This is a genomic window from Marinoscillum sp. 108 (genome assembly GCF_902506655.1).
In the GTDB taxonomy this organism is placed as follows: domain Bacteria; phylum Bacteroidota; class Bacteroidia; order Cytophagales; family Cyclobacteriaceae; genus Marinoscillum; species Marinoscillum luteum.
This window is the reverse complement of sequence record NZ_LR734808.1, coordinates 1,621,542-1,639,229: the sequence shown is the minus strand read 5'-3', so window position 1 is coordinate 1,639,229 and position 17,688 is coordinate 1,621,542. Positions and strand designations below refer to the sequence as shown.

16 protein-coding genes and 2 tRNA genes are annotated in these 17,688 nt (G+C 43.5%); 7 read left to right on the top strand and 11 right to left on the bottom strand.

What is annotated here, in order from left to right:
- Position 1: 1 nt before the first annotated feature.
- From GV030_RS06885 to GV030_RS06835, 11 genes are all read right to left on the bottom strand, one after another.
- A complete protein-coding gene (locus tag GV030_RS06885) occupies positions 2–1,174 on the bottom strand; it encodes a GNAT family N-acetyltransferase (RefSeq protein ID WP_159581126.1) in 1,173 nt (390 codons plus the stop codon).
- Positions 1,175–1,186: 12 nt separating this feature from the next.
- Positions 1,187–2,275, bottom strand: a complete 1,089-nt coding sequence (locus tag GV030_RS06880) for an acyl-CoA desaturase (RefSeq protein ID WP_159581123.1) — start codon at positions 2,273–2,275, stop codon at positions 1,187–1,189.
- Between the two features lie 185 nt (positions 2,276–2,460).
- Complete coding sequence (locus tag GV030_RS06875; RefSeq protein ID WP_159581121.1) at positions 2,461–3,453, bottom strand: helix-turn-helix domain-containing protein; 993 nt, start codon at positions 3,451–3,453, stop codon at positions 2,461–2,463.
- Between the two features lie 44 nt (positions 3,454–3,497).
- Positions 3,498–4,292, bottom strand: a complete 795-nt coding sequence (locus GV030_RS06870) for a queuosine precursor transporter (RefSeq protein WP_255465175.1) — start codon at positions 4,290–4,292, stop codon at positions 3,498–3,500.
- 3 nt (positions 4,293–4,295) lie between these two features.
- Positions 4,296–5,213, bottom strand: coding sequence for a ribonuclease Z (locus tag GV030_RS06865; RefSeq protein WP_159581118.1), 918 nt, complete (start codon positions 5,211–5,213; stop codon positions 4,296–4,298).
- A gap of 6 nt (positions 5,214–5,219) precedes the next feature.
- Positions 5,220–5,597, bottom strand: coding sequence for an STAS domain-containing protein (locus GV030_RS06860; protein WP_159581115.1), 378 nt, complete (start codon positions 5,595–5,597; stop codon positions 5,220–5,222).
- Positions 5,594–6,538: a phosphoribosylaminoimidazolesuccinocarboxamide synthase gene (locus GV030_RS06855; RefSeq protein WP_159581112.1), complete on the bottom strand. Its 945-nt coding sequence runs from the start codon at positions 6,536–6,538 to the stop codon at positions 5,594–5,596. The genes GV030_RS06860 and GV030_RS06855 overlap by 4 nt, the downstream gene beginning before the upstream one ends.
- A gap of 88 nt (positions 6,539–6,626) precedes the next feature.
- Positions 6,627–7,940: a toxin-antitoxin system YwqK family antitoxin gene (locus GV030_RS06850; RefSeq protein ID WP_159581109.1), complete on the bottom strand. Its 1,314-nt coding sequence runs from the start codon at positions 7,938–7,940 to the stop codon at positions 6,627–6,629.
- 58 nt (positions 7,941–7,998) lie between these two features.
- On the bottom strand, positions 7,999–9,177 hold the full coding sequence (locus GV030_RS06845; protein WP_159581107.1) for an acetyl-CoA C-acyltransferase: 1,179 nt from the start codon (positions 9,175–9,177) through the stop codon (positions 7,999–8,001).
- A gap of 73 nt (positions 9,178–9,250) precedes the next feature.
- Positions 9,251–10,084, bottom strand: a complete 834-nt coding sequence (locus tag GV030_RS06840; RefSeq protein ID WP_159581104.1) for a hypothetical protein — start codon at positions 10,082–10,084, stop codon at positions 9,251–9,253.
- Positions 10,081–11,049 (bottom strand): VWA domain-containing protein, encoded by a 969-nt coding sequence (locus GV030_RS06835; RefSeq protein WP_159581101.1) that lies wholly within the window; start codon positions 11,047–11,049, stop codon positions 10,081–10,083. Before GV030_RS06835 ends, GV030_RS06840 begins: the two co-directional genes overlap by 4 nt.
- A gap of 168 nt (positions 11,050–11,217) precedes the next feature.
- On the opposite strand from GV030_RS06835, the gene GV030_RS06830 reads away from it, so the two are divergent.
- The 7 genes from GV030_RS06830 to GV030_RS06800 all read left to right on the top strand — a co-directional run bounded on the left by GV030_RS06830 (position 11,218) and on the right by GV030_RS06800 (position 17,566).
- Positions 11,218–11,304, top strand: a tRNA-Ser gene (locus tag GV030_RS06830).
- 53 nt (positions 11,305–11,357) lie between these two features.
- Positions 11,358–11,431: transfer RNA gene (locus GV030_RS06825), tRNA-Arg, on the top strand.
- A gap of 897 nt (positions 11,432–12,328) precedes the next feature.
- Positions 12,329–13,300, top strand: coding sequence for a hypothetical protein (locus GV030_RS06820; RefSeq protein ID WP_159581098.1), 972 nt, complete (start codon positions 12,329–12,331; stop codon positions 13,298–13,300).
- A gap of 94 nt (positions 13,301–13,394) precedes the next feature.
- Positions 13,395–14,132 (top strand): DUF4145 domain-containing protein, encoded by a 738-nt coding sequence (locus GV030_RS06815; RefSeq protein ID WP_159581095.1) that lies wholly within the window; start codon positions 13,395–13,397, stop codon positions 14,130–14,132.
- Positions 14,133–14,399: 267 nt separating this feature from the next.
- On the top strand, positions 14,400–15,164 hold the full coding sequence (gene map, locus GV030_RS06810; RefSeq protein WP_159583663.1) for a type I methionyl aminopeptidase: 765 nt from the start codon (positions 14,400–14,402) through the stop codon (positions 15,162–15,164).
- A 217-nt stretch (positions 15,165–15,381) separates the two neighbouring features.
- Complete coding sequence (locus GV030_RS06805) at positions 15,382–15,807, top strand: hypothetical protein (RefSeq protein WP_159581092.1); 426 nt, start codon at positions 15,382–15,384, stop codon at positions 15,805–15,807.
- A gap of 874 nt (positions 15,808–16,681) precedes the next feature.
- The gene (locus tag GV030_RS06800; RefSeq protein ID WP_159581089.1) at positions 16,682–17,566 is read left to right on the top strand and encodes a hypothetical protein; all 885 of its coding nucleotides are present in this window, start codon (positions 16,682–16,684) and stop codon (positions 17,564–17,566) included.
- Positions 17,567–17,688: the final 122 nt, after the last annotated feature.

Below are 17,688 nucleotides of genomic sequence, written 5' to 3'. Positions count from 1 at the left end.
GCTATGGTATGATCGGAGCTCTTTCAAATGGCATTGATGGGTCAAAAAGGTACCTGTAGGTTCTGGAAGTTTGCACTTTTTTGAATCCGAGTTTTTGATAAAGGTTAACCACTCTCGGGTTAAAGTCTCCGGCCCAACCGATTTTCAATGTTTCATATTTACCTTCAGGCACAAGCTTTTGGTGGATGTGGTAGAAAAGTAACGCTTCCAAACCTTTGTGTTGAAACTCCGGGATAAACCCAATAACGGATCCGTAAGCCACTTTGCACATTTTCATGGTAAGCCCTATTTTGAGCTGCAACTTTTGAATGATTCCGAATCTGCCTCGTCTAAAGTTTCTCAGAAGCGTGTTGAGTTCGGGAATCATGATAATGAACCCAATAGGTCGATCATTGTGATACAAAAACCATATCAGGTCTTTATCGATCACTGGTTTCATGGTTTTGAAAAGTGAAAGTGCTCGTTTGGCTTTCATTTCCTTAAAGTTGTCATGGGTTTTCCAGCCCTGATTGTAGACTTCCCTGAAATCATCGGCGTATTTCTCGATGTTGTTCAGGTCTACATTTTCGCAGTGATATTCCTCCCGCTGCGCCAGTCTCCGGCCAAATTCATAGTATCTGGGGGAGAGCCCTTTTTTGAAGTCATAATTGTAATAATACTGCTCAAAATAGGTCTGAAAGCCATACCGCTCAAAGAAGTCCCGATAGTAGCTTGGGTTATAATTATTACGATACAGGGGAGGTTCATATCCTTCCACCACCAGACCCCACCATGCATTGTTTTCCCCAAAATTGATTGGCCCATCCATGGCACCAATGCCAAACTCCTTTAGCCAATCTCTACAGGTGTCAAAGAGTGAGAATGCAATGTCCTGTGAGTGAATGCATTCGAAAAAACCCATGCCTCCGGTTGGTTGCTTAAAGCTGTTGGCCGTTCGGAAGTTGACAAAAGCCGCAACTCTGCCAACACAAGTGTCTCCACACATTGCGATCCACCGGGTGATGATGCCGTGGCTATGAAAACTGTTTTTATTTGGATCAAATACCTGCTCAATGTCTTTGTCCAAAGGCCTGATCCAATTCTTGTCTCCCTGGTATACCTTCTCGGGAAGCTGTAAGAACCTTTCAACATGTTTAGGTTCTGATACTTCAATAATCTTAATCTTGTTGTTCATAGCTATAGTCGTTTAGAATTCGGGCATTGCAACGGTCAGATTGTTTTTGCTTCTGGATTTCAATAGTTGGAGGTGTGCATTGATGGCATCAATGAGGGTTTTGTTTTCATTGTAGCCTATGCCATATTCCTTACAGGTGTTTTTCAGGATTTTCGTGAGTGGTGGATAATGAATATGACAGATGTTTGGGAAAAGGTGGTGAATCACATGATGGTTAAATCCTCCATATAAATGGGTCAGCAGCTTGCTGTCAGTGGCAAAATCTGTAGTGGTGATGAGCTGGTGCATGAGGAAAGAGTAGGGTAACTGACCAGTTCTATCAGGTTCTGGAAATTCGGCATGCTCACCTACGTGCGCAGAAGCCAGCGCAATGGCTACTGTATAGCTTGCAGACATTTGCATGACCATAAATCCGAGAATGACCTGATAGAACTCAAGGGCAAGAAGCTGGTAGGGGACCAGAATCATCATGGTGAAGTAAATCAGCTTGCCCAGGATTAACCTGATCAGTTCCACCTTGCGGTGGTAGGTTAGGTGGTTATTAGGCGGAGTATTGATAAAGTCTTTGAAGTCTCTGAATAGGAGCCAGTGAAGGGAGTAAAACCCATACAACACCGGCATATAGAGATGCTGGTAGCTGTGAAGTCCACTGAGAGGGGAGTTGGGGAAGATGCGTACCAGAGCCGATTGCTTGATGTCAGCGTCATGGTCGGGAACATTGGTGAAAGCGTGATGTGAGTGGACATGACGAAGTTTCCACATGTAACCATTGGCGCCCAGTGCATCAAACGTGAAGAGCATCAGATCATTGAGCTTCCTGTTTCGGAAAAATGCCCTATGAGCTGCATCATGGGCGATATTGAGAGCAATAAAGATCTTCAGCATACCCAAGACCACACAAAGGATGAGGTATAGGTCAAAAGCACTGGTATGGAGTAAAGTGTAGTAGGTCAGTGCATAGGCGCCGATGAGCACAATGGCTTTGGCGTATGCCACATCTTCTGCATAAATGGACAGCTCATTGCTTTTGAAATAATGCTGGATGCGTACTCTGAGTACTGCAAAGAATTCTGCGTTTTCTATTTGATTGTATCGAACCATAGTGATAGACGTTGATCACGATTCGAACTTCCGCAACTTTCAGATGTGGTCAAAATTGAAGTTTGAAACAACAAACGGGTCGAGTTGCAAATTTTGCAACTGCGGTAGAGCGGACTCAAGAAATGCGGTGAGAATCATGAATGCCGTGGCTATTGAGCCGATATTTTGCATTCGCCGATTTTATGTCATCTCACCTTTTGTTCGAAAAGGTCGACTTTCTGATTCATCTTATGAAAAAACTTGAGGCGTTCTTTTTCAGAGGAGTTACTTATAGGCACAGACTTCTGCAGGATGTTTTTGATGTACTGCTCTATGTTTTCACAAAACGCATGATCGGTGGTGTTGAGGAGGTTGAGCATGTTATACGTCTTCATGACCATGCGCCGGTTACCCAGAGAGAAAAAGACCGTGTTGTCACCAATTTCTATTTCATTGTAGTAGAGATCAAACTTACCATTGATCAGGCGTTGGGAATTATCCGGATGCATTTTATGACCCTCTTCAGCTTCTTTGTTGATGACTGTGAGCAGGCTCCTGATGTCATCGACAAGTGTCCTAAACTGATCTGAGGTGATCATGTTCGTTTCATAGCTATATTCAATCTGACGCAGGGTAATGTTGATCGTTTCGTCACTCCATATTTCCAGTGAAGGGATTTGCTGATAAGCGTTCCAGATTTCGGCACATATGTCAAGCATTTCCTTACTGATGACATTGGGGCCATACACCTGATTCATCAGGGAAGGTTCTTTCAGGATGGTGCGCCGCCAGAAGAATGACTTGAACCGTGACAGCTCAGGAAATCTGAAGTAGTGAAAAGGAGGAATGTCTTTTGCCACATAAGTCATGTGATAGGATTCGTCTTCCTGGATCATTTTCACAGAAGCCAGCACAGATTTCAGAAAGTCCAGATACCCATAGTTGACATTGAGCATGCGCTTATGGAACAGCACCGTATCCTTAGAGAGGTTGAAAAAAGTGTCCAGAGAAGCACCAAAATGCTGGCTTATTTTTCTGATCTCATTGAATGTGAGTAAAGTATCTCCGCGCATCCTGCGGTAGGCACTGTCCTTACTGATGTCCAGTAAAGTTTCCAGCTCCTCTACAAACTTTCCCTCTGGTTTCTGGGTTTTTACCCACTCCAAAAAACTGATTTGTATGTCGCGATCGCTATTCATAGGTGGTCATGAGACTACAAATTACGACAAAATAGGATATTGGATTAGAAAAAACCCTTACTTCCGGCGGCAGCTTCTGCCTGCATTTCTTCAGAGAGCTCCTTCCCCAGGTACCGATCAATGAAATGATGCGCTGCGTAGATGAGTGGAGTAAGTGCAACCGCAACCACAAATTTGTAAATGTAGTTGATGGTGCCGACGGAAAGAAGCTGTGGGATGCTCCACCGGCCGTTCTCAGGAGCCAGCACATAAAAGGCGATTCCGAGCACTACAAAACTATCAATGAACTGTGAAATAAGGGTGGAGCCGGTGGCCCGGAGCCAGATCATTTTTGATCCCGTGTATTTTCTCAATTTTTGAAAGATGTATACATCCAGCAGCTGCCCGATGAGAAAAGCCACCAGCGAACCTGCGATAATGCCGAGGCCTTGCGTGAAAATGGTTTTGAAGGCGTAGTTGATGTTGAAATAATTACCCTCAGCGTCCGTGCTATTGATCTCCTGCCAAAAGGCGGCCGGGGGTAGGAGGGTAATGATGTAAATGACCAGAAATGCATAGGCGATACATCCCGCAGCGATATAGCTGAGTTTTTTCACTCCTTTTTTACCGAAATACTCATTCACCACATCTGTGGTAATGAAGACAATAGGCCAGATGATCACTCCGGCGGTCAGGTTAAAGTCCAGCACTGATCCGCCAAAGAGCGGAATGCTGGCCGGAGGCAGGCCAAAAGTACCTTCCGCTGAGAATATTTTCACGCCGATCATCTCAGCCAGAATGGCGTTGGTGAGAAAGATACTCGCCAAGATGATGAACAGGTGCTGTTTTTTACTTTTCACTGCTTAGTGATTTACTACAAATCGTTTCCCTTCTTCAGCCAGATAAGACTCCCTGAAAACCGATCTGGCTTCTGAAAGTAACGGATTCAGGTCACGATATCGGGTAGAGAAGTGCCCCAGTAGCAACTGCCCCACATGGGCCTCTGAGGCCAGCTGAGCCGCTTGCCTGGCAGTGGTATGGTAGGTGTTTTCAGCCCGATCTTTCATATCATCCATAAAGGTAGCTTCATGATAGATCAAATCCACATCACGGATCACATCCACCAGCTGGGGGATGAGTTTGGTGTCTGAGCAGTAGGCGTAGCTGTATGGTTTTTTGGGAGGGAGCGTAGCCAGACTGTTTTTATAAAGCAGGCTGCCGTCTTCGTTATAAATGTCTTCGCCGTTGCGCAGTGCATTAGCCTGGTTCGGGGCGAGCTTTTTATCCACCACCAGTTTATTGATGCCCCGCTTCTTGGGCTTTTCTTTGAAGAGATATCCTGAGCAGTGTATCCGGTGATTAAGCGGAATGGTGGTGATCGTTAGTTTGTCATCTTCATAGATCACACTGCTGGTTTCGGGTACCCACTCATGAAACTTAATGTCATAGGACAGTCGGGTGGCCGAATACTTCAACTGCAAGGTGATAATGTCGGCCAGGCCAGGTGGCCCATAGATGTGCAGGTCTGCCGTGCGGCCATACAGGTGCAGGGTAGAGACCAGCCCCATGAGACCATAATAGTGATCTCCGTGAAGGTGGGAGATCAGGATGTGGTTGATTCTGGAAAGTTTAATTTTGTAGCGCTTGACCTGCAGTTGGGTGCCTTCCCCACAATCGATCATAAAGTATTTATCCTGTACCCGCAGTAGCTGGGAGGTATGATGTCGGTTGTGGGCAAAGGCGGCTGAATTTGACCCTAATATTTGAAGTTCTAACGCCAAGGGTCGTTATTCTTCTCCGGCCTCTCTCAGGCCTCTTTCAATGTCATTAAACATCACAGCGTCTATCGCCTCTTCCACTGTAGGCAGGATGTCTATCACTTTGTCCAGCTGACTGATGCTGATAAGCTTCATGACATGCTCATTGAGTTTGCACATCACAAAAGACCCTGTGTCCTTGAAGAGTCTGTTGCCCACCAAAAGGGCACTTAACCCTGATGAATCAGAGTATTTAACCACTTCCATGTTGAGGACGATGTTCTTCACACCTTCTGCCTGTAGGGTCACAAATTCTGACTTGACCTCAGGAGCGATGGTGGAATCCAGTTTTTCTTCGTCTATTTTAAGAATGGTATATTGATCCTGTCTGTCTATCGAAAATTTCATAATGATTTTAGGGTATTGTTAACGTTTGTGTCTATTCTCTTGATGATGTTCTCCACGGTGTCCTTCACAAAGTAGCGCCCGGTGATTTGCTCAAAAAGTTCGATGTATCTTTGAGAGACGGAATCTACAAATTCTTTTGTCATTTCCGGGATTTCTTGACCTTCCTTTCCCTGAAAGCCATGACTGATCAGCCACTGCCGCACAAACTCTTTGGACAGTTGCTTCTGCTCTTCACCCTTGCTCTGTCTGGCTCCGTAGCCTTTCAGGTAAAAGTACCTTGAAGAGTCCGGTGTATGTACCTCATCTATGAGTATGATTTCTCCATTGTATTTACCAAATTCATACTTGGTGTCTACCAAAATGAGCCCCTGCTCAGAGGCCAGTTCTGTGCCTCGTGCAAAGAGCTTGTAGGTGTACGCTTCCAGTTGGGCGTAGTCCGCCTCTGAAATGAGACCCTGTTTGATGATTTCTTCTCGGGAGATGTCTTCATCATGGCCCTCATGAGCCTTGGTAGTAGGCGTGATAATGGGCTCCGGAAGCCTGTCGTGCTCTTTTAGGCCCTCAGGTAAAGGCACCCCGCAAAGGGACCTTTTTCCATCCCGGTATTCTCTCCAGGCATGACCTGTCAGGTATCCTCTGATGACCATTTCCACAGGGAAGGGGTCACATTTCCGACCGATGGTAACGTTGGGATCTGGCACCGAGATAACCCAGTTGGGCACTATATCTTTGGTCTTTTCCAACATGATTCCTGCAATCTGATTGAGCACCTGCCCCTTGAAGGGAATGGGCTGCGGAAGTACCACATCAAATGCGGAAATTCTATCAGATGCCACCATTACCAGTTTGTCCTGAACGGTGTAGACATCCCGCACCTTACCGACGTATTTGTCTGTTTGTCCGGGAAAATTGAATTGAGTGTATTTGATACCTTGAGACATGGGCGACAAATATAGCGATCAATATTGAAAATAGAGTGTGATCGGACACGTCAAATATGAGAACCTGAGCTCGTTAAATGGCTGAATTTCAAAGGGGGTTGGAACTGATCAGCTGTCCATGCTGATAGACCTCCTGGCTGGCAGGTTCACCCTTTCGATCATAGTAGCGCCATATTCCGTTGCGTTTGTTTCTTACATATTCTCCTTCGTATTCTTTTTGTCCATTCTTCTGATAGCGCACAAAGGAGCCCTCCAGTCGGTTGAGCTTCCAGTGTTCGATGGTTTGAATGTCTCCATTTGGAAAGTAGGTTCTGGCTTCTCCCTGTTTGTTTCCAAAGCCATAGGAGGTTTCGCTGATGATTTTACCTTTTTCATAGACCACCCTCTCCCCATGGAGCTTTCCATTCTGATAATTTTCCAAAAGGAGTGGCCGACCCTTCTCGTCATAGCTGATCCACTTGCCGTTTGGCAGGTCATTAAGCAGCTCTTTTTCTTCAAGTAAATCACCCTTGTCGTTATATTCTCTGATCTTCGCGTTTAGGCCTTTGTTGGTGAAAATCCCCTCATATTTGATGGATCCGTTTTCGTGATATTCCAGGTTTTTGCCTACCCGGTAGCCGTCGTTGTATTTCAGGTGTTTTTGAAGACTTCCGTCTTCATAGTAAGATTTGAAATCTCCGGTCAGGGTTCCGTTTTCGTATTTCCCAAGTGATTTGAGCTGACCATTTTCATGATAGTATTTAATAAATCCGGATCGTTTTCCTCGTTCATTGAGAGCTTCCATTTCCAGTTTTCCGGATGGATAGTAAGTCTTGTAAAAGCCATCCAGCAGGCCGCCGACATACTGAGCCTCGAGTTCCAGGTTTCCGTTTTCATAGTAGTGTCTGGTGGTGCCGTTGGGCTTGCCATTGGCGTAGTTGACCTCTTCTTTGATGCCGCCGGAGGCATAGTACTCAGCCACCAGGCCTTCAGGTTTACCGTTTTTGAAGTGGGAGGTTCCTTTGAGCTTGCCTTCCGTATCATAGAGCCTCAGCTCGCCTACCAGGGTATCATTCAGAAAGGTCGCTTCCTGGATGATGACTCCATTGGGGTCAAATATTTTGGTCACCCCCTGGCGGAGGTTGTCGGTGTAGGTGGTTTCGCGTTGCACGCTGCCATCTTCATAAAAGTTGTAAAATGTGCCTTCTTTGCTACCATCCACAAATGTGCCCGTGACGATGACTTTTCCGGAAGGGCTGTACTGCTTGTAGTCGCCATGGATCCGGGAGGAGTCTCCCTCCAGAATGTAGTAGATTTCTTTGGCTTTGGAAGGATCATTGGGGTAGGGGACGATCACCTTGGTCTGTCCAAAGGATGGCATGCAGATCAGAAAAAATCCAAAGAAAATAAAGAGTCTTGCCATGATAAAAAAAGCCTTACGCTTTCACAAACGTAAGGCTTTCGGGATTATTTATTTTGAATTAAACTTTCTCTATGACGATGGCCGACGCTCCACCACCACCATTGCAGATACCAGCCACGCCTATTCGGCCGTTGTTTTGTGCCAGTACAGAATGAAGGGTAGTAATGATTCGTGCACCAGAGGTACCAAGTGGATGGCCCAACGCCACAGCACCACCGTTTACATTTACTTTTTCAGCATCCAGTCCAAGTTTTTGGTTATTGGCCAGGGCCACTACCGCGAAGGCTTCGTTGATTTCGTAGAAATCCACATCGCTGGCCGTGAGTCCTGCATGTTTGATCGCTCGGGGGATGGCCTCCGAAGGAGCAGTAGTGAACCAAAGGGGCTCCTGTGCTGCATCCGCAAAACCAATAATTTTGGCCAATGGCTTCACACCCAGTTCATCGAGTTTCTTTTTGCTCACAAGTACCAAGGCAGACGAACCATCATTGATGGTGGAGGCATTGGCTGCTGTGACCGTTCCGTCTTTGTTGAATACCGGACGGAGCACAGGAATCTTATCAAAACTCACATTTTTATACTCTTCATCTTCGCTCATGATGATGGGGTCTCCTTTGCGCTGAGGGATCTCCACTGGGATGATTTCATCCTTAAATTTGCCGGCTTCCGTGGCGGCAGCTGCCCGTTTGTAGGAGTTGATGGCATATTCGTCCTGAGCTTCTCTGGAGATGTTCATCTCTTTGGCCGTATTGTCAGCACAGCTACCCATAGGGAAACCATGATAAGCTTCCCAAAGGCCATCATGCATCAATCCATCCAGCATTTGGCCATGACCGTATTTGTATCCAAATCGAGCTTTGGGAATGTAATAGGGGACATTGGACATGCTCTCCATACCACCTGCTACTACCACATCATTGATGCCGAGCATGATGCTTTGGGCACCAAACATGACCGACTTCATGCCAGAGGCACATACTTTGTTCACGGTAGTACAGGGTACATTGTAGCCAAGACCTGCACCTATGGCCGCCTGCCGCGCCGGGGCCTGCCCTAAGCCAGAGGAGATGACATTGCCCATAAACACTTCATTGACCTGGTCGGGGCTAACTCCTGCTTTATCCAGTGCACCTTTGATGGCCTTGCTGCCAAGCTCCACGGCTGTGAAACCAGACAGGCTTCCGCCAAAACTGCCGATGGGGGTACGGACGGCTGATATGATGTAAACTTCTTCCATTTTCTTAATTTGAGTTTTTGGGTTGTTTATTTATGTTAGGGTATTTTATTCATTGATCAGCTTGGCCCTGTACTTACCAGTCGGGTTTGCCACTGTCCGGCTGCTCGGTGGCCTTTCTTTTTTGCTGCTGTATATACTGAATTTCGTTGTTCTTCATGGCTTCCAGTATCATTCGGGCCTTTTCCTCACTGATGTTCATATCCTCCAGTTTTTGCTTGGTACTGGGGTTCTGATTTTGCTGATCTTTTTCTTCTTCTTTCTGCTCGCCTTCCTGCTCCTGTTCTTTCTCTTCGTCTCCTTTTTGATCGTCCTTCTGCTCAGAGTCTTTCTGCTCCTGGTCTTTTTGCTGCTGCTCCTGATCTTTTTGATCCTGATTTTCCTGGTCTTCGTTTTGATCTTCGTTCTTCTCCTGGTCTTGCTTGTCCTGATCTTTGTTTTCGTCCTTGTTCTGTTGATCCTGATCTTGTTGTTGCTCTTTTTGTTGGTCCAGGAGCTTTTTCACTACCTCGTAGTTGTATCGGGCTTCTTCGTTTGCAGGGTCTGCTTTCAGGGCAGCCTTGAGGTACTGTAGTGACTCACTCAGGGTGGCAGGGGTTTTGGCCATCACGCCCAGTTGCTGATAGGCGATAGATTTTAGCTTTTTATCACTGCTGGAGGCTACCGACTGGTATTTGAGTTTGGCATTGGCCGTGTCTCCCAGGGCATAGTAGCTGTGGGCCAGATTGAGTCCCACAGTGGGATCATCTACACCTATGGAGTCGTACAGAAGCCTGTAATTGGTCGCTGCCACATCATATTGGCCATGCCCGAAAGCTACCTCAGCCTTATTCTTTAGCCTATTGATCCGTGCAATCTCCGTCGGATCGGCATTGATAAAGAGTAGTAAGAGTATCAAAAACGCTTTCATATCCTGATCACTTTTACACTTATGAGGGCATCAAATAGCATGAGCAAGAGCGCTGCCATCAGGAAATAGAAATATTTATTGGATTTGGTATCCACCTGCTTGCTGTCTCTCAACTCGCCTTCTATGTCGTTGATGGAATTGATCAAACGGTCCACATCGTTTTTGCTGTCATTGATCTCGAAGTACTTACCTCCAGTATCCGAAGCAATTTTCTTCAGCGATTTGGTATTGATCCTACTCACCACTTCTTCTCCCTGGTTGTTTTTCTTATACCCTCTTCTGGTCATTATTTTACTTCCTCTTTCGGTACCAACACCCAAAGTGAACAATTTGATTCCAGAACTTTCAATTTCTTCCGTGATCTGATCCGTTTCTTCCCCAAAGTCTTCTCCATCACTGATGAGTACGATGATCTTTGACTTCTGACGAGCTACGGTGTTTTCTTCGTCTGTGAGTTTTTTCAAGGCCATTTTGAGAGGTGGGCCAAAATCCGTACCACTATTGGGTACCAGGTCGGTGGTCAGTGCCTGGATGAAGAGGTTGAGCGCATTGTTGTCATAAGTGAGCGGACATTGCATATAGGCTTCGTTGGAAAACATGATCAGCCCTATGCGATCCGAACTAAAGGCCTCTACAATATTCTTGAGCTCAAATTTCACCTTTTCCAGGCGTGTAGGCTGTATGTCAAAGGCATTCATGGACTGACTAAGGTCCACGCAGATGAACATGTCCTTGCCGATGGATTTGATCTCACGGGTGGAGTCTCCAAATGAAGGGCCCAAAAGGGCGACCATCATCAGCGCGAAATAGACAGACCTGAGCGTGAATTTGATGAGCCATTTGCTAATGGGAGTGCGCATAGAAGCTCTGATCCTGAGCAGTCTGATGACATAAAGCAGGTAAAGAAGTGCGAAGATCGCAATAAGTACAATTTCAAATGTGTCGATTGAATAAGCCCAAGTCATATGCGGCCCCAAAAATACATAAGCAGTTGGTATTGCCCAATGTGAGGGTATTTCATTTAACGATTTTTAAGGATAAGTGGTATGTGGATATTTTTAATTGATCATGATTAGAATTTTTATTCTGAAATACTATATTTGCAGTCCTTTTCAGGGGGCTCACGGAAATCAGGAGAGATGGGTGAGTGGCTGAAACCACATGTTTGCTAAACATGCGTGCGGGAAACCGTACCGGGGGTTCGAATCCCCCTCTCTCCGCACTTTTGAAGTGAGTCTTTCTGAAGGGAACTTAATGCTAGAAATAGTAGGAGGGTTCGCTAGCTCAACTGGATAGAGCGCCTGCCTTCTAAGCAGGGGGTTCCAGGTTCGAGCCCTGGGCGAATCACAGTGAAGAATTGAGCACCTATGACGTTGTTGTAGGTGCTTTTTTTGTGCCCTTTGGTCTGAGTTCTAATGATGCAGTGCTCGGATCAAGCAATATTTGTGTGGGGTGACACTATATAATTATATTTTGTAAAATCGAAATAATCCACTTGAAAGTAGAAAGCAAGGGCGTAAAGGAGGGCGGGCCATCCAAGGCAAGTGTGAATCATTTTGACTCCAAAAAGGATCCTAAAAAAGTGCAACCCAGATGAGTCAAAATGATTTTTTGCGTTGGTGCCTTTTCTTTTGCTTCGTTTTCTTTGGGCAAGCAAAGAAAATGAAGGGTATGTTGCAAATCAATTAGATTGAGGGATGTAAGGTATCAGGTAACTACATCACCATCCATCTTTAATGCAATCTCCCCCAGGAATTCCGCTTGATCCCAAGACAGCCATGCAGTGCTTCAAGACGACCATGCAGTGCTCAAAGGTAAGCGTGCAGCGCTCCAAGATGGCCGTGCAGTGCTTCAAGACAACCGTGCAGGGTTCCGAGATAACCGTGCAGTAATTCAAGAAGGCCGTGCAGTGCTTGAAGATAACCGTGCAGTGCTTGAAGATAAGCGTGCAGCGCTCCAAGATGGCTGTGCAGGGGGGAGGACCGTTCAGGATGCTCGCATAGCTAACAATGGTTTGTTTGAGATTGGAAATCTGCTACATTTGATAGCGTTACAGGCGAGTAATAGCCATTGGTGGTTGTTGGTCGGTTGTTGTGTTTAATTAGAATGAACGAAAAAAATCACATACCAATAGTAATCGGAAACTGTTTACCGTTCAGAATCATTGAAAGGGATACTGATAATTGGAAACCGACACTTGAGGAGATTAATAGTCGAAAATACGACTATGTCAAACTCAATAGGATGTCAACTTTTATTGATATTGGTATTGCACCATTTTCTTTAGGAATAGGATATGACGGAAGTCTCGTCCTTCCAGCCACTGAAGATTTCAGGACTAAAGAAAATTCACTGGATAAGTTCAATCAAACATTGGGGATTCTTCTATTAGGTGGAGTTTATTCGGAATCTGTTCAACCTGATAACATTTCTTATGGCTCACTTTTTTTTGATGGATATATTAAAATTCACGGAGGAAGTGAGGGCTTGGTTGCGGGGTTTCATAAATCAATCAGGTCAAAAATGGTTGGAACCCTTGACTCAATCAAATTACTTAATCCGAAATCAATAAGTACAAAAGAAATTGAAGAAGCATATAAAGAAGGAAAAGATATAATCGAAAATCTCCCGAACTTATCACCTAATATGCTGCTAGATGGAACTTCGCATTATGTGAGAAACCAATGGTCTGAGAGTTTAATATTCTTGTGGACATCTATAGAGCAGCTAATAAACCAAATTTGGGAAAAAGAGGTAATTAACACCAAAATAGATGGAGTAATTGAGGGGCGAACAAAATTTCTTAAAGACTTCAGAACTTGGACAACTTCAGCAAGAGTCGAGGCTCTTTTTCAACAAGATTTTATTCCAATTGGAGTCTATAAGCTTTTGAACTTAGCTAGAAAAACAAGAAATGATTTCATTCATAATGGAAAACCTTTGAACAAGGAAAAGGTTGAAAATGCTCTAGAAGGTTTATTCCAGATCATTTCTTTGATAATTAGCAACTACGAATCAACGGAGAAACTCAATGGGACATTGGAAGTAATTAAGCAAAATCAAAGAGGAAACTTATTTCCTAAAAAGACAAAATTGGAAGATGGTGAAGTTACCCATTGGCTGGAAGTTCCACCAATTCCTGGAGATAGTCATTGGGGAGATAAAGAATATGAAATCATAGAAGAATTAGTTCTTCAACCATTAAGAAAAGAATAAAAACTACACCCAACAAGGTTGTAGTGCATAGACCTTCGGGATGCTACGACACCATACATAGAACATTATATGTAATCACCGCAATTGGCCAATCATGAAAAAATTTGACCTGAATAAATCCCTCGATAATAATTACTCTGTTCTATGCCAAACCTGCAAGGTTACAACTAAACATAAGGTCTTAACCTCTGTCAACGAATATGGCAAGGAACCAATGGACGACTATGGTGACTTCTATCAGTGGAATAACGATTACGAAATCATACAGTGCCTAGGATGTGAGACTGTATCATTCAGATCTGATCATGCCAATTCGGAAGATTATGATCCAGTAGATGGTGATTATTATTCGAACGAACTCCTCTATCCAAAACGAACAAAGGAATCCTTAACTGCCCAAAGCTTCTTCAATGTTCCACCTAACCTAAGGAGGATTTACAAAGAGACGATTGAGAGCTACAACTCGGATAGTCTAACTCTTTGTGGCGCAGGTGTAAGAGCATTGGTTGAAGGTCTCTGTATGGAAAACGGGATAACCGATGGTGAAGTGGAACAAAAACAGAAGGACGGAACAATAAAGAAAGTCCGTAAAACTAACCTACAGGCTAAAATCAATGGACTCCATCAAAAAGGCAAAATAACGGAGGCAAATGCCGACATATTGCACGAACATCGTTTTCTGGGTAACACTGCCGTGCATGAACTTTCAACACCTAACAAGGATGATTTACGTTTAGCCATTGAGATAATCGAGAACGTTTTTGATAATCTCTACGAATTACCTGAAAAAGCTTCCCAACTACGATTTCAAAGGTTAAGAAAGAGTAAATGACTACATCTAACAGACGCTGGCACGAATTCACCAACTGCCACTTTTCATAGGTAGTTGCAAACATCACCATGAATCAGCCGCTGGGAAATGGTACTGCTTTCTATTTGGCGCATCTCGCAGGATTTTTCTCTTTCTGAACGCGGTGCGATTCTGATACTTTGTGAGCACCCCCTTGCCGGGCGCGGCAAATTCATTAGTTTTATCGGAACTTGCCGAGAGCAGGGCGCATTCCTGCGAGCTGGTTGCAGCCAATTAAAGCAAAATGAAATGTCCATAACAAAAGAATCCGAATTAATAGGAATGCTGAAAATTAGTGAGGTGGTTGGAACTACACTAAAACTGATGAGGGAATACGCTAAAGTCGGCATGTCAACTAAAGAGCTTGATGAATATGGAGGAGAAATTTTAAAGAGTTATGGCGCCAAATCTGCACCATACGAAACTTATGGATTCCCTGGTTACTCTTGTATAAGTGTAAATGAGGAAGCGGCTCACGGAATACCATCCGAGAAAAAAATACTGCAAGAAGGAGATTTAATTAATATTGATGTTTCGGCAGAGCTCAATGGTTTTTGGTCTGACAATGGAGGTTCATTTATACTTGGAAAAGACATTCATCATCACCAACCTCTTGTAGATGCTTCTAGAAACATTTTACGCAAGGCAATAGGCCATATAAAGGGCGGAGTAAAAATCTCTGAAATTGGATATTTGATAGAAACAGAAGCTAAAAAGTCAGGCTTTAAAGTAATTAAAAATCTAGCTGGTCATGGGGTTGGTAGAAGTTTGCACGAAGAGCCGGAAAATATTTTAAACTATAGAGTGAGAACCAATCGAGAAAGGTTTAGAAAAAACACTACTGTCGCGATAGAAACCTTTATTTCAACAAAATCTACTGTTGCTGTAGAATTAAATGATGGCTGGACTTTAGTGGGGAACAAAGGTGGGTATGTAACCCAACACGAACAAACAATACTTGTAACTGATAACCATCCAGTCATTTTAACAGAATCCAATGAAATATGGGATTAAATAACTGACTGACACAGTTATTGAGCATGTCCTTTGGTTCCTTACTTATTGAGTGCGGTGGGGCAGTCCGTCTGCCTGATCCCTGATAGGTGCCTACCTGTATAGCTAACAATGGTTTGTTTGAGATGGGAAATCTGCTACATTTGGTAGCGTTACAGGCGAGTAATAGCCATTGGTGGTTGTTGGTCGGTTGTTGTGATCCATTGAGCCAACTGAATTGACAGGAAAACAAAAACTTAACTACTGGGAACTCAACCGCCAACTTGTTGTCTTTGGTGTAATTGCCGCAACTCTTATTTTTCCTTTGGCTTGGGCCTACAAGTTCTATTTTCCTGAACCTTTAGAACCTAAAACTGAGAAATTTTGCTACTGTCTAAATAATGATGGAACGACTATTCAAGCTAGATTGGAATATTATCCAGAGGATGCTCGAAGAACTGCGAACCGTATATTGAACAACCAAAATGTTGAATATCGCACGGCAAGAGGAATTCCGATCAACACGAAAGTTTTCGTAATAAAACATCACGACGATGTAACAAATATCATTTGGCGAACACCGAACTTCAAAGGAGAGTTAATCTCAACTTCTGGCTGGGTATCTTCTAACTGCCTGCATGAACAACCAAGCTACAAAAACTAAAGTTAACGGATCACAACAGGCGCTAGCACGAATGCGCCAAACTGCTTCTTTGCTGGCTCCAGTCCAAACATCACCATGAATCTGCCACTGATAAAGACCGGTGCTTTCTTCTCGGTTTGGTTCGCAGGAGTTTTTGACTTTCTGAACGCAGTGGTTATCTGATACTTTGTGAACACCGGCAGATTCATTAGTTTTATCGGAACTTGCTAAGCTTGGGGCGCACTCCTGCTAGCTTGACGTTATGTGTCACTTCTTACCCAATTTTTGAACTTTTTATTTATATGCTTGAAGGTTTCACGGTTCTCGTTGCATTGCTTTCATTTGGCTTTGTAGCGAAATCTCAGACTGAATCAGAAACAATTCAATTGATATCTTGGGTTCATTCTCGGAACATTGGTGTCCCTAATACCATATCGCGGATTAACCTACAAACAGAAATACATCAGATCCTCCTTGATGACGATAATTGTAATTGATTCCATATTTCTTGTCAACACTATATTGCGCAGCATACCTTTCTAACGATGTACTTTTTTGACTACCTAGGAGCTTTCTATTTTTGGGTTTGGCTGAACATCTGGAACTCAGTTAATGAAACGAAAAGACCAACTTTCAAAGAGGTTTTGGAAGGCAAGAACAGGTATCAAAAAGGAGATATTGTCGACCAGAGCGCATATGGGTTAAAACTGAAATTCATTGGAGTTGTGATAACCATGATAATCGTCTCAATTCTGACGAAATTTTAACATCTCGCTAACTGACAACGCAGTGCCATTTGGAACCGTTGTGAGCCTCGGCAGATTTCACTAGATTCGTGTTATTCACTAGCTGCGGACATACGCCCGATAGCTGGTCGTTAGATTTCATTCTCAAGATGTTTGCAAAGCACATTGACTTTTACCGTGGATTCCAAAGTAAGTTTTTCTTAAATAAGCAGAAACTTAATGAGAACAATTTTAACAGCGTAAGCAGCCAAACCGATTCGGAAGAACCGAAAGAATTACTTAATACGATTAGAATTGATTCACGTATTACCTATCTAACCTCAATCGAAACATTGTTTCAGTTAATAATTGCTCTAAAACCTTCGGATAAGTATAATGCGGATGAAAGAGTATTGATAAATCTTTCTAAGAAATCTTTCTATTATAAGGATATTCGAGACTTTTCTAGTGAAAAGGAAAGCTTGTTCGACTTTTTACTTGAAACATACAAAGCGAGAAATGGACAATTATATCTCAAAGCAAAACACATTTTTTATTTCAACCTAGCACCTGAATCTTATGACGAATTAAGCTTTATTGACAAAAGTTTGAATTCTATTATTGACATATTAAGAACACTTGCTGCGGATTTATCTGATAGAAGAGAATACAATGCTTATAAACATGGAATGAGAATATTCCCTGTTTGGACTAAATTCGGAATTGCTACCAAGGACATGAAGAATAAGGTCGAATTTGACCTAAACGATTCTTTCACATTGATGGAATACGACTTTGAAACAAACAAAACAACTAGTATAACCATCAAATCAGATTTAAAGAGAGACTTCTTGATGACTGAGCTTGTAACAGCTCTTATTGATTCAATTATTGGAACTCGAAAAAAGTATTTCTCCAAAGACAATAGTGGAATATACCTAAATGATTTTGGACAAATTGACATTTCAGAATACTCTAAACCTAATGTTACTTCACATTTCATGGAGTTTTCCATGCAACCTGAACATAGCAAAACGAAATCTAATAAGCGCTGAAAGTGCATATGTCTGTCTGCTTCTAGCGACCTTCATTGCAACTTAGCCACAAAGCCGCACCTTCTGAAATTTTAGCGTTCTTCAGCGCTTTTGGAGCTTCTGGATTTAGTCTTTCTCAACGC

Bases quoted from the DNA above. Each gene is read 5' to 3' on its own strand.
- GV030_RS06885 (WP_159581126.1), bottom strand. From the start codon at position 1,174: ATGAACAACAAGATTAAGATTATTGAAGTATCAGAACCTAAACATGTT.
- GV030_RS06880 (WP_159581123.1), bottom strand. From the start codon at position 2,275: ATGGTTCGATACAATCAAATAGAAAACGCAGAATTCTTTGCAGTACTC.
- GV030_RS06875 (WP_159581121.1), bottom strand. From the start codon at position 3,453: ATGAATAGCGATCGCGACATACAAATCAGTTTTTTGGAGTGGGTAAAA.
- GV030_RS06860 (WP_159581115.1), bottom strand. From the start codon at position 5,597: ATGAAATTTTCGATAGACAGACAGGATCAATATACCATTCTTAAAATA.
- GV030_RS06855 (WP_159581112.1), bottom strand. From the start codon at position 6,538: ATGTCTCAAGGTATCAAATACACTCAATTCAATTTTCCCGGACAAACA.
- GV030_RS06850 (WP_159581109.1), bottom strand. From the start codon at position 7,940: ATGGCAAGACTCTTTATTTTCTTTGGATTTTTTCTGATCTGCATGCCA.
- GV030_RS06845 (WP_159581107.1), bottom strand. From the start codon at position 9,177: ATGGAAGAAGTTTACATCATATCAGCCGTCCGTACCCCCATCGGCAGT.
- GV030_RS06840 (WP_159581104.1), bottom strand. From the start codon at position 10,084: ATGAAAGCGTTTTTGATACTCTTACTACTCTTTATCAATGCCGATCCG.
- GV030_RS06835 (WP_159581101.1), bottom strand. From the start codon at position 11,049: ATGACTTGGGCTTATTCAATCGACACATTTGAAATTGTACTTATTGCG.
- GV030_RS06820 (WP_159581098.1), top strand. From the start codon at position 12,329: ATGTCAACTTTTATTGATATTGGTATTGCACCATTTTCTTTAGGAATA.
- GV030_RS06815 (WP_159581095.1), top strand. From the start codon at position 13,395: ATGAAAAAATTTGACCTGAATAAATCCCTCGATAATAATTACTCTGTT.
- map (WP_159583663.1), top strand. From the start codon at position 14,400: ATGTCCATAACAAAAGAATCCGAATTAATAGGAATGCTGAAAATTAGT.
- GV030_RS06800 (WP_159581089.1), top strand. From the start codon at position 16,682: ATGTTTGCAAAGCACATTGACTTTTACCGTGGATTCCAAAGTAAGTTT.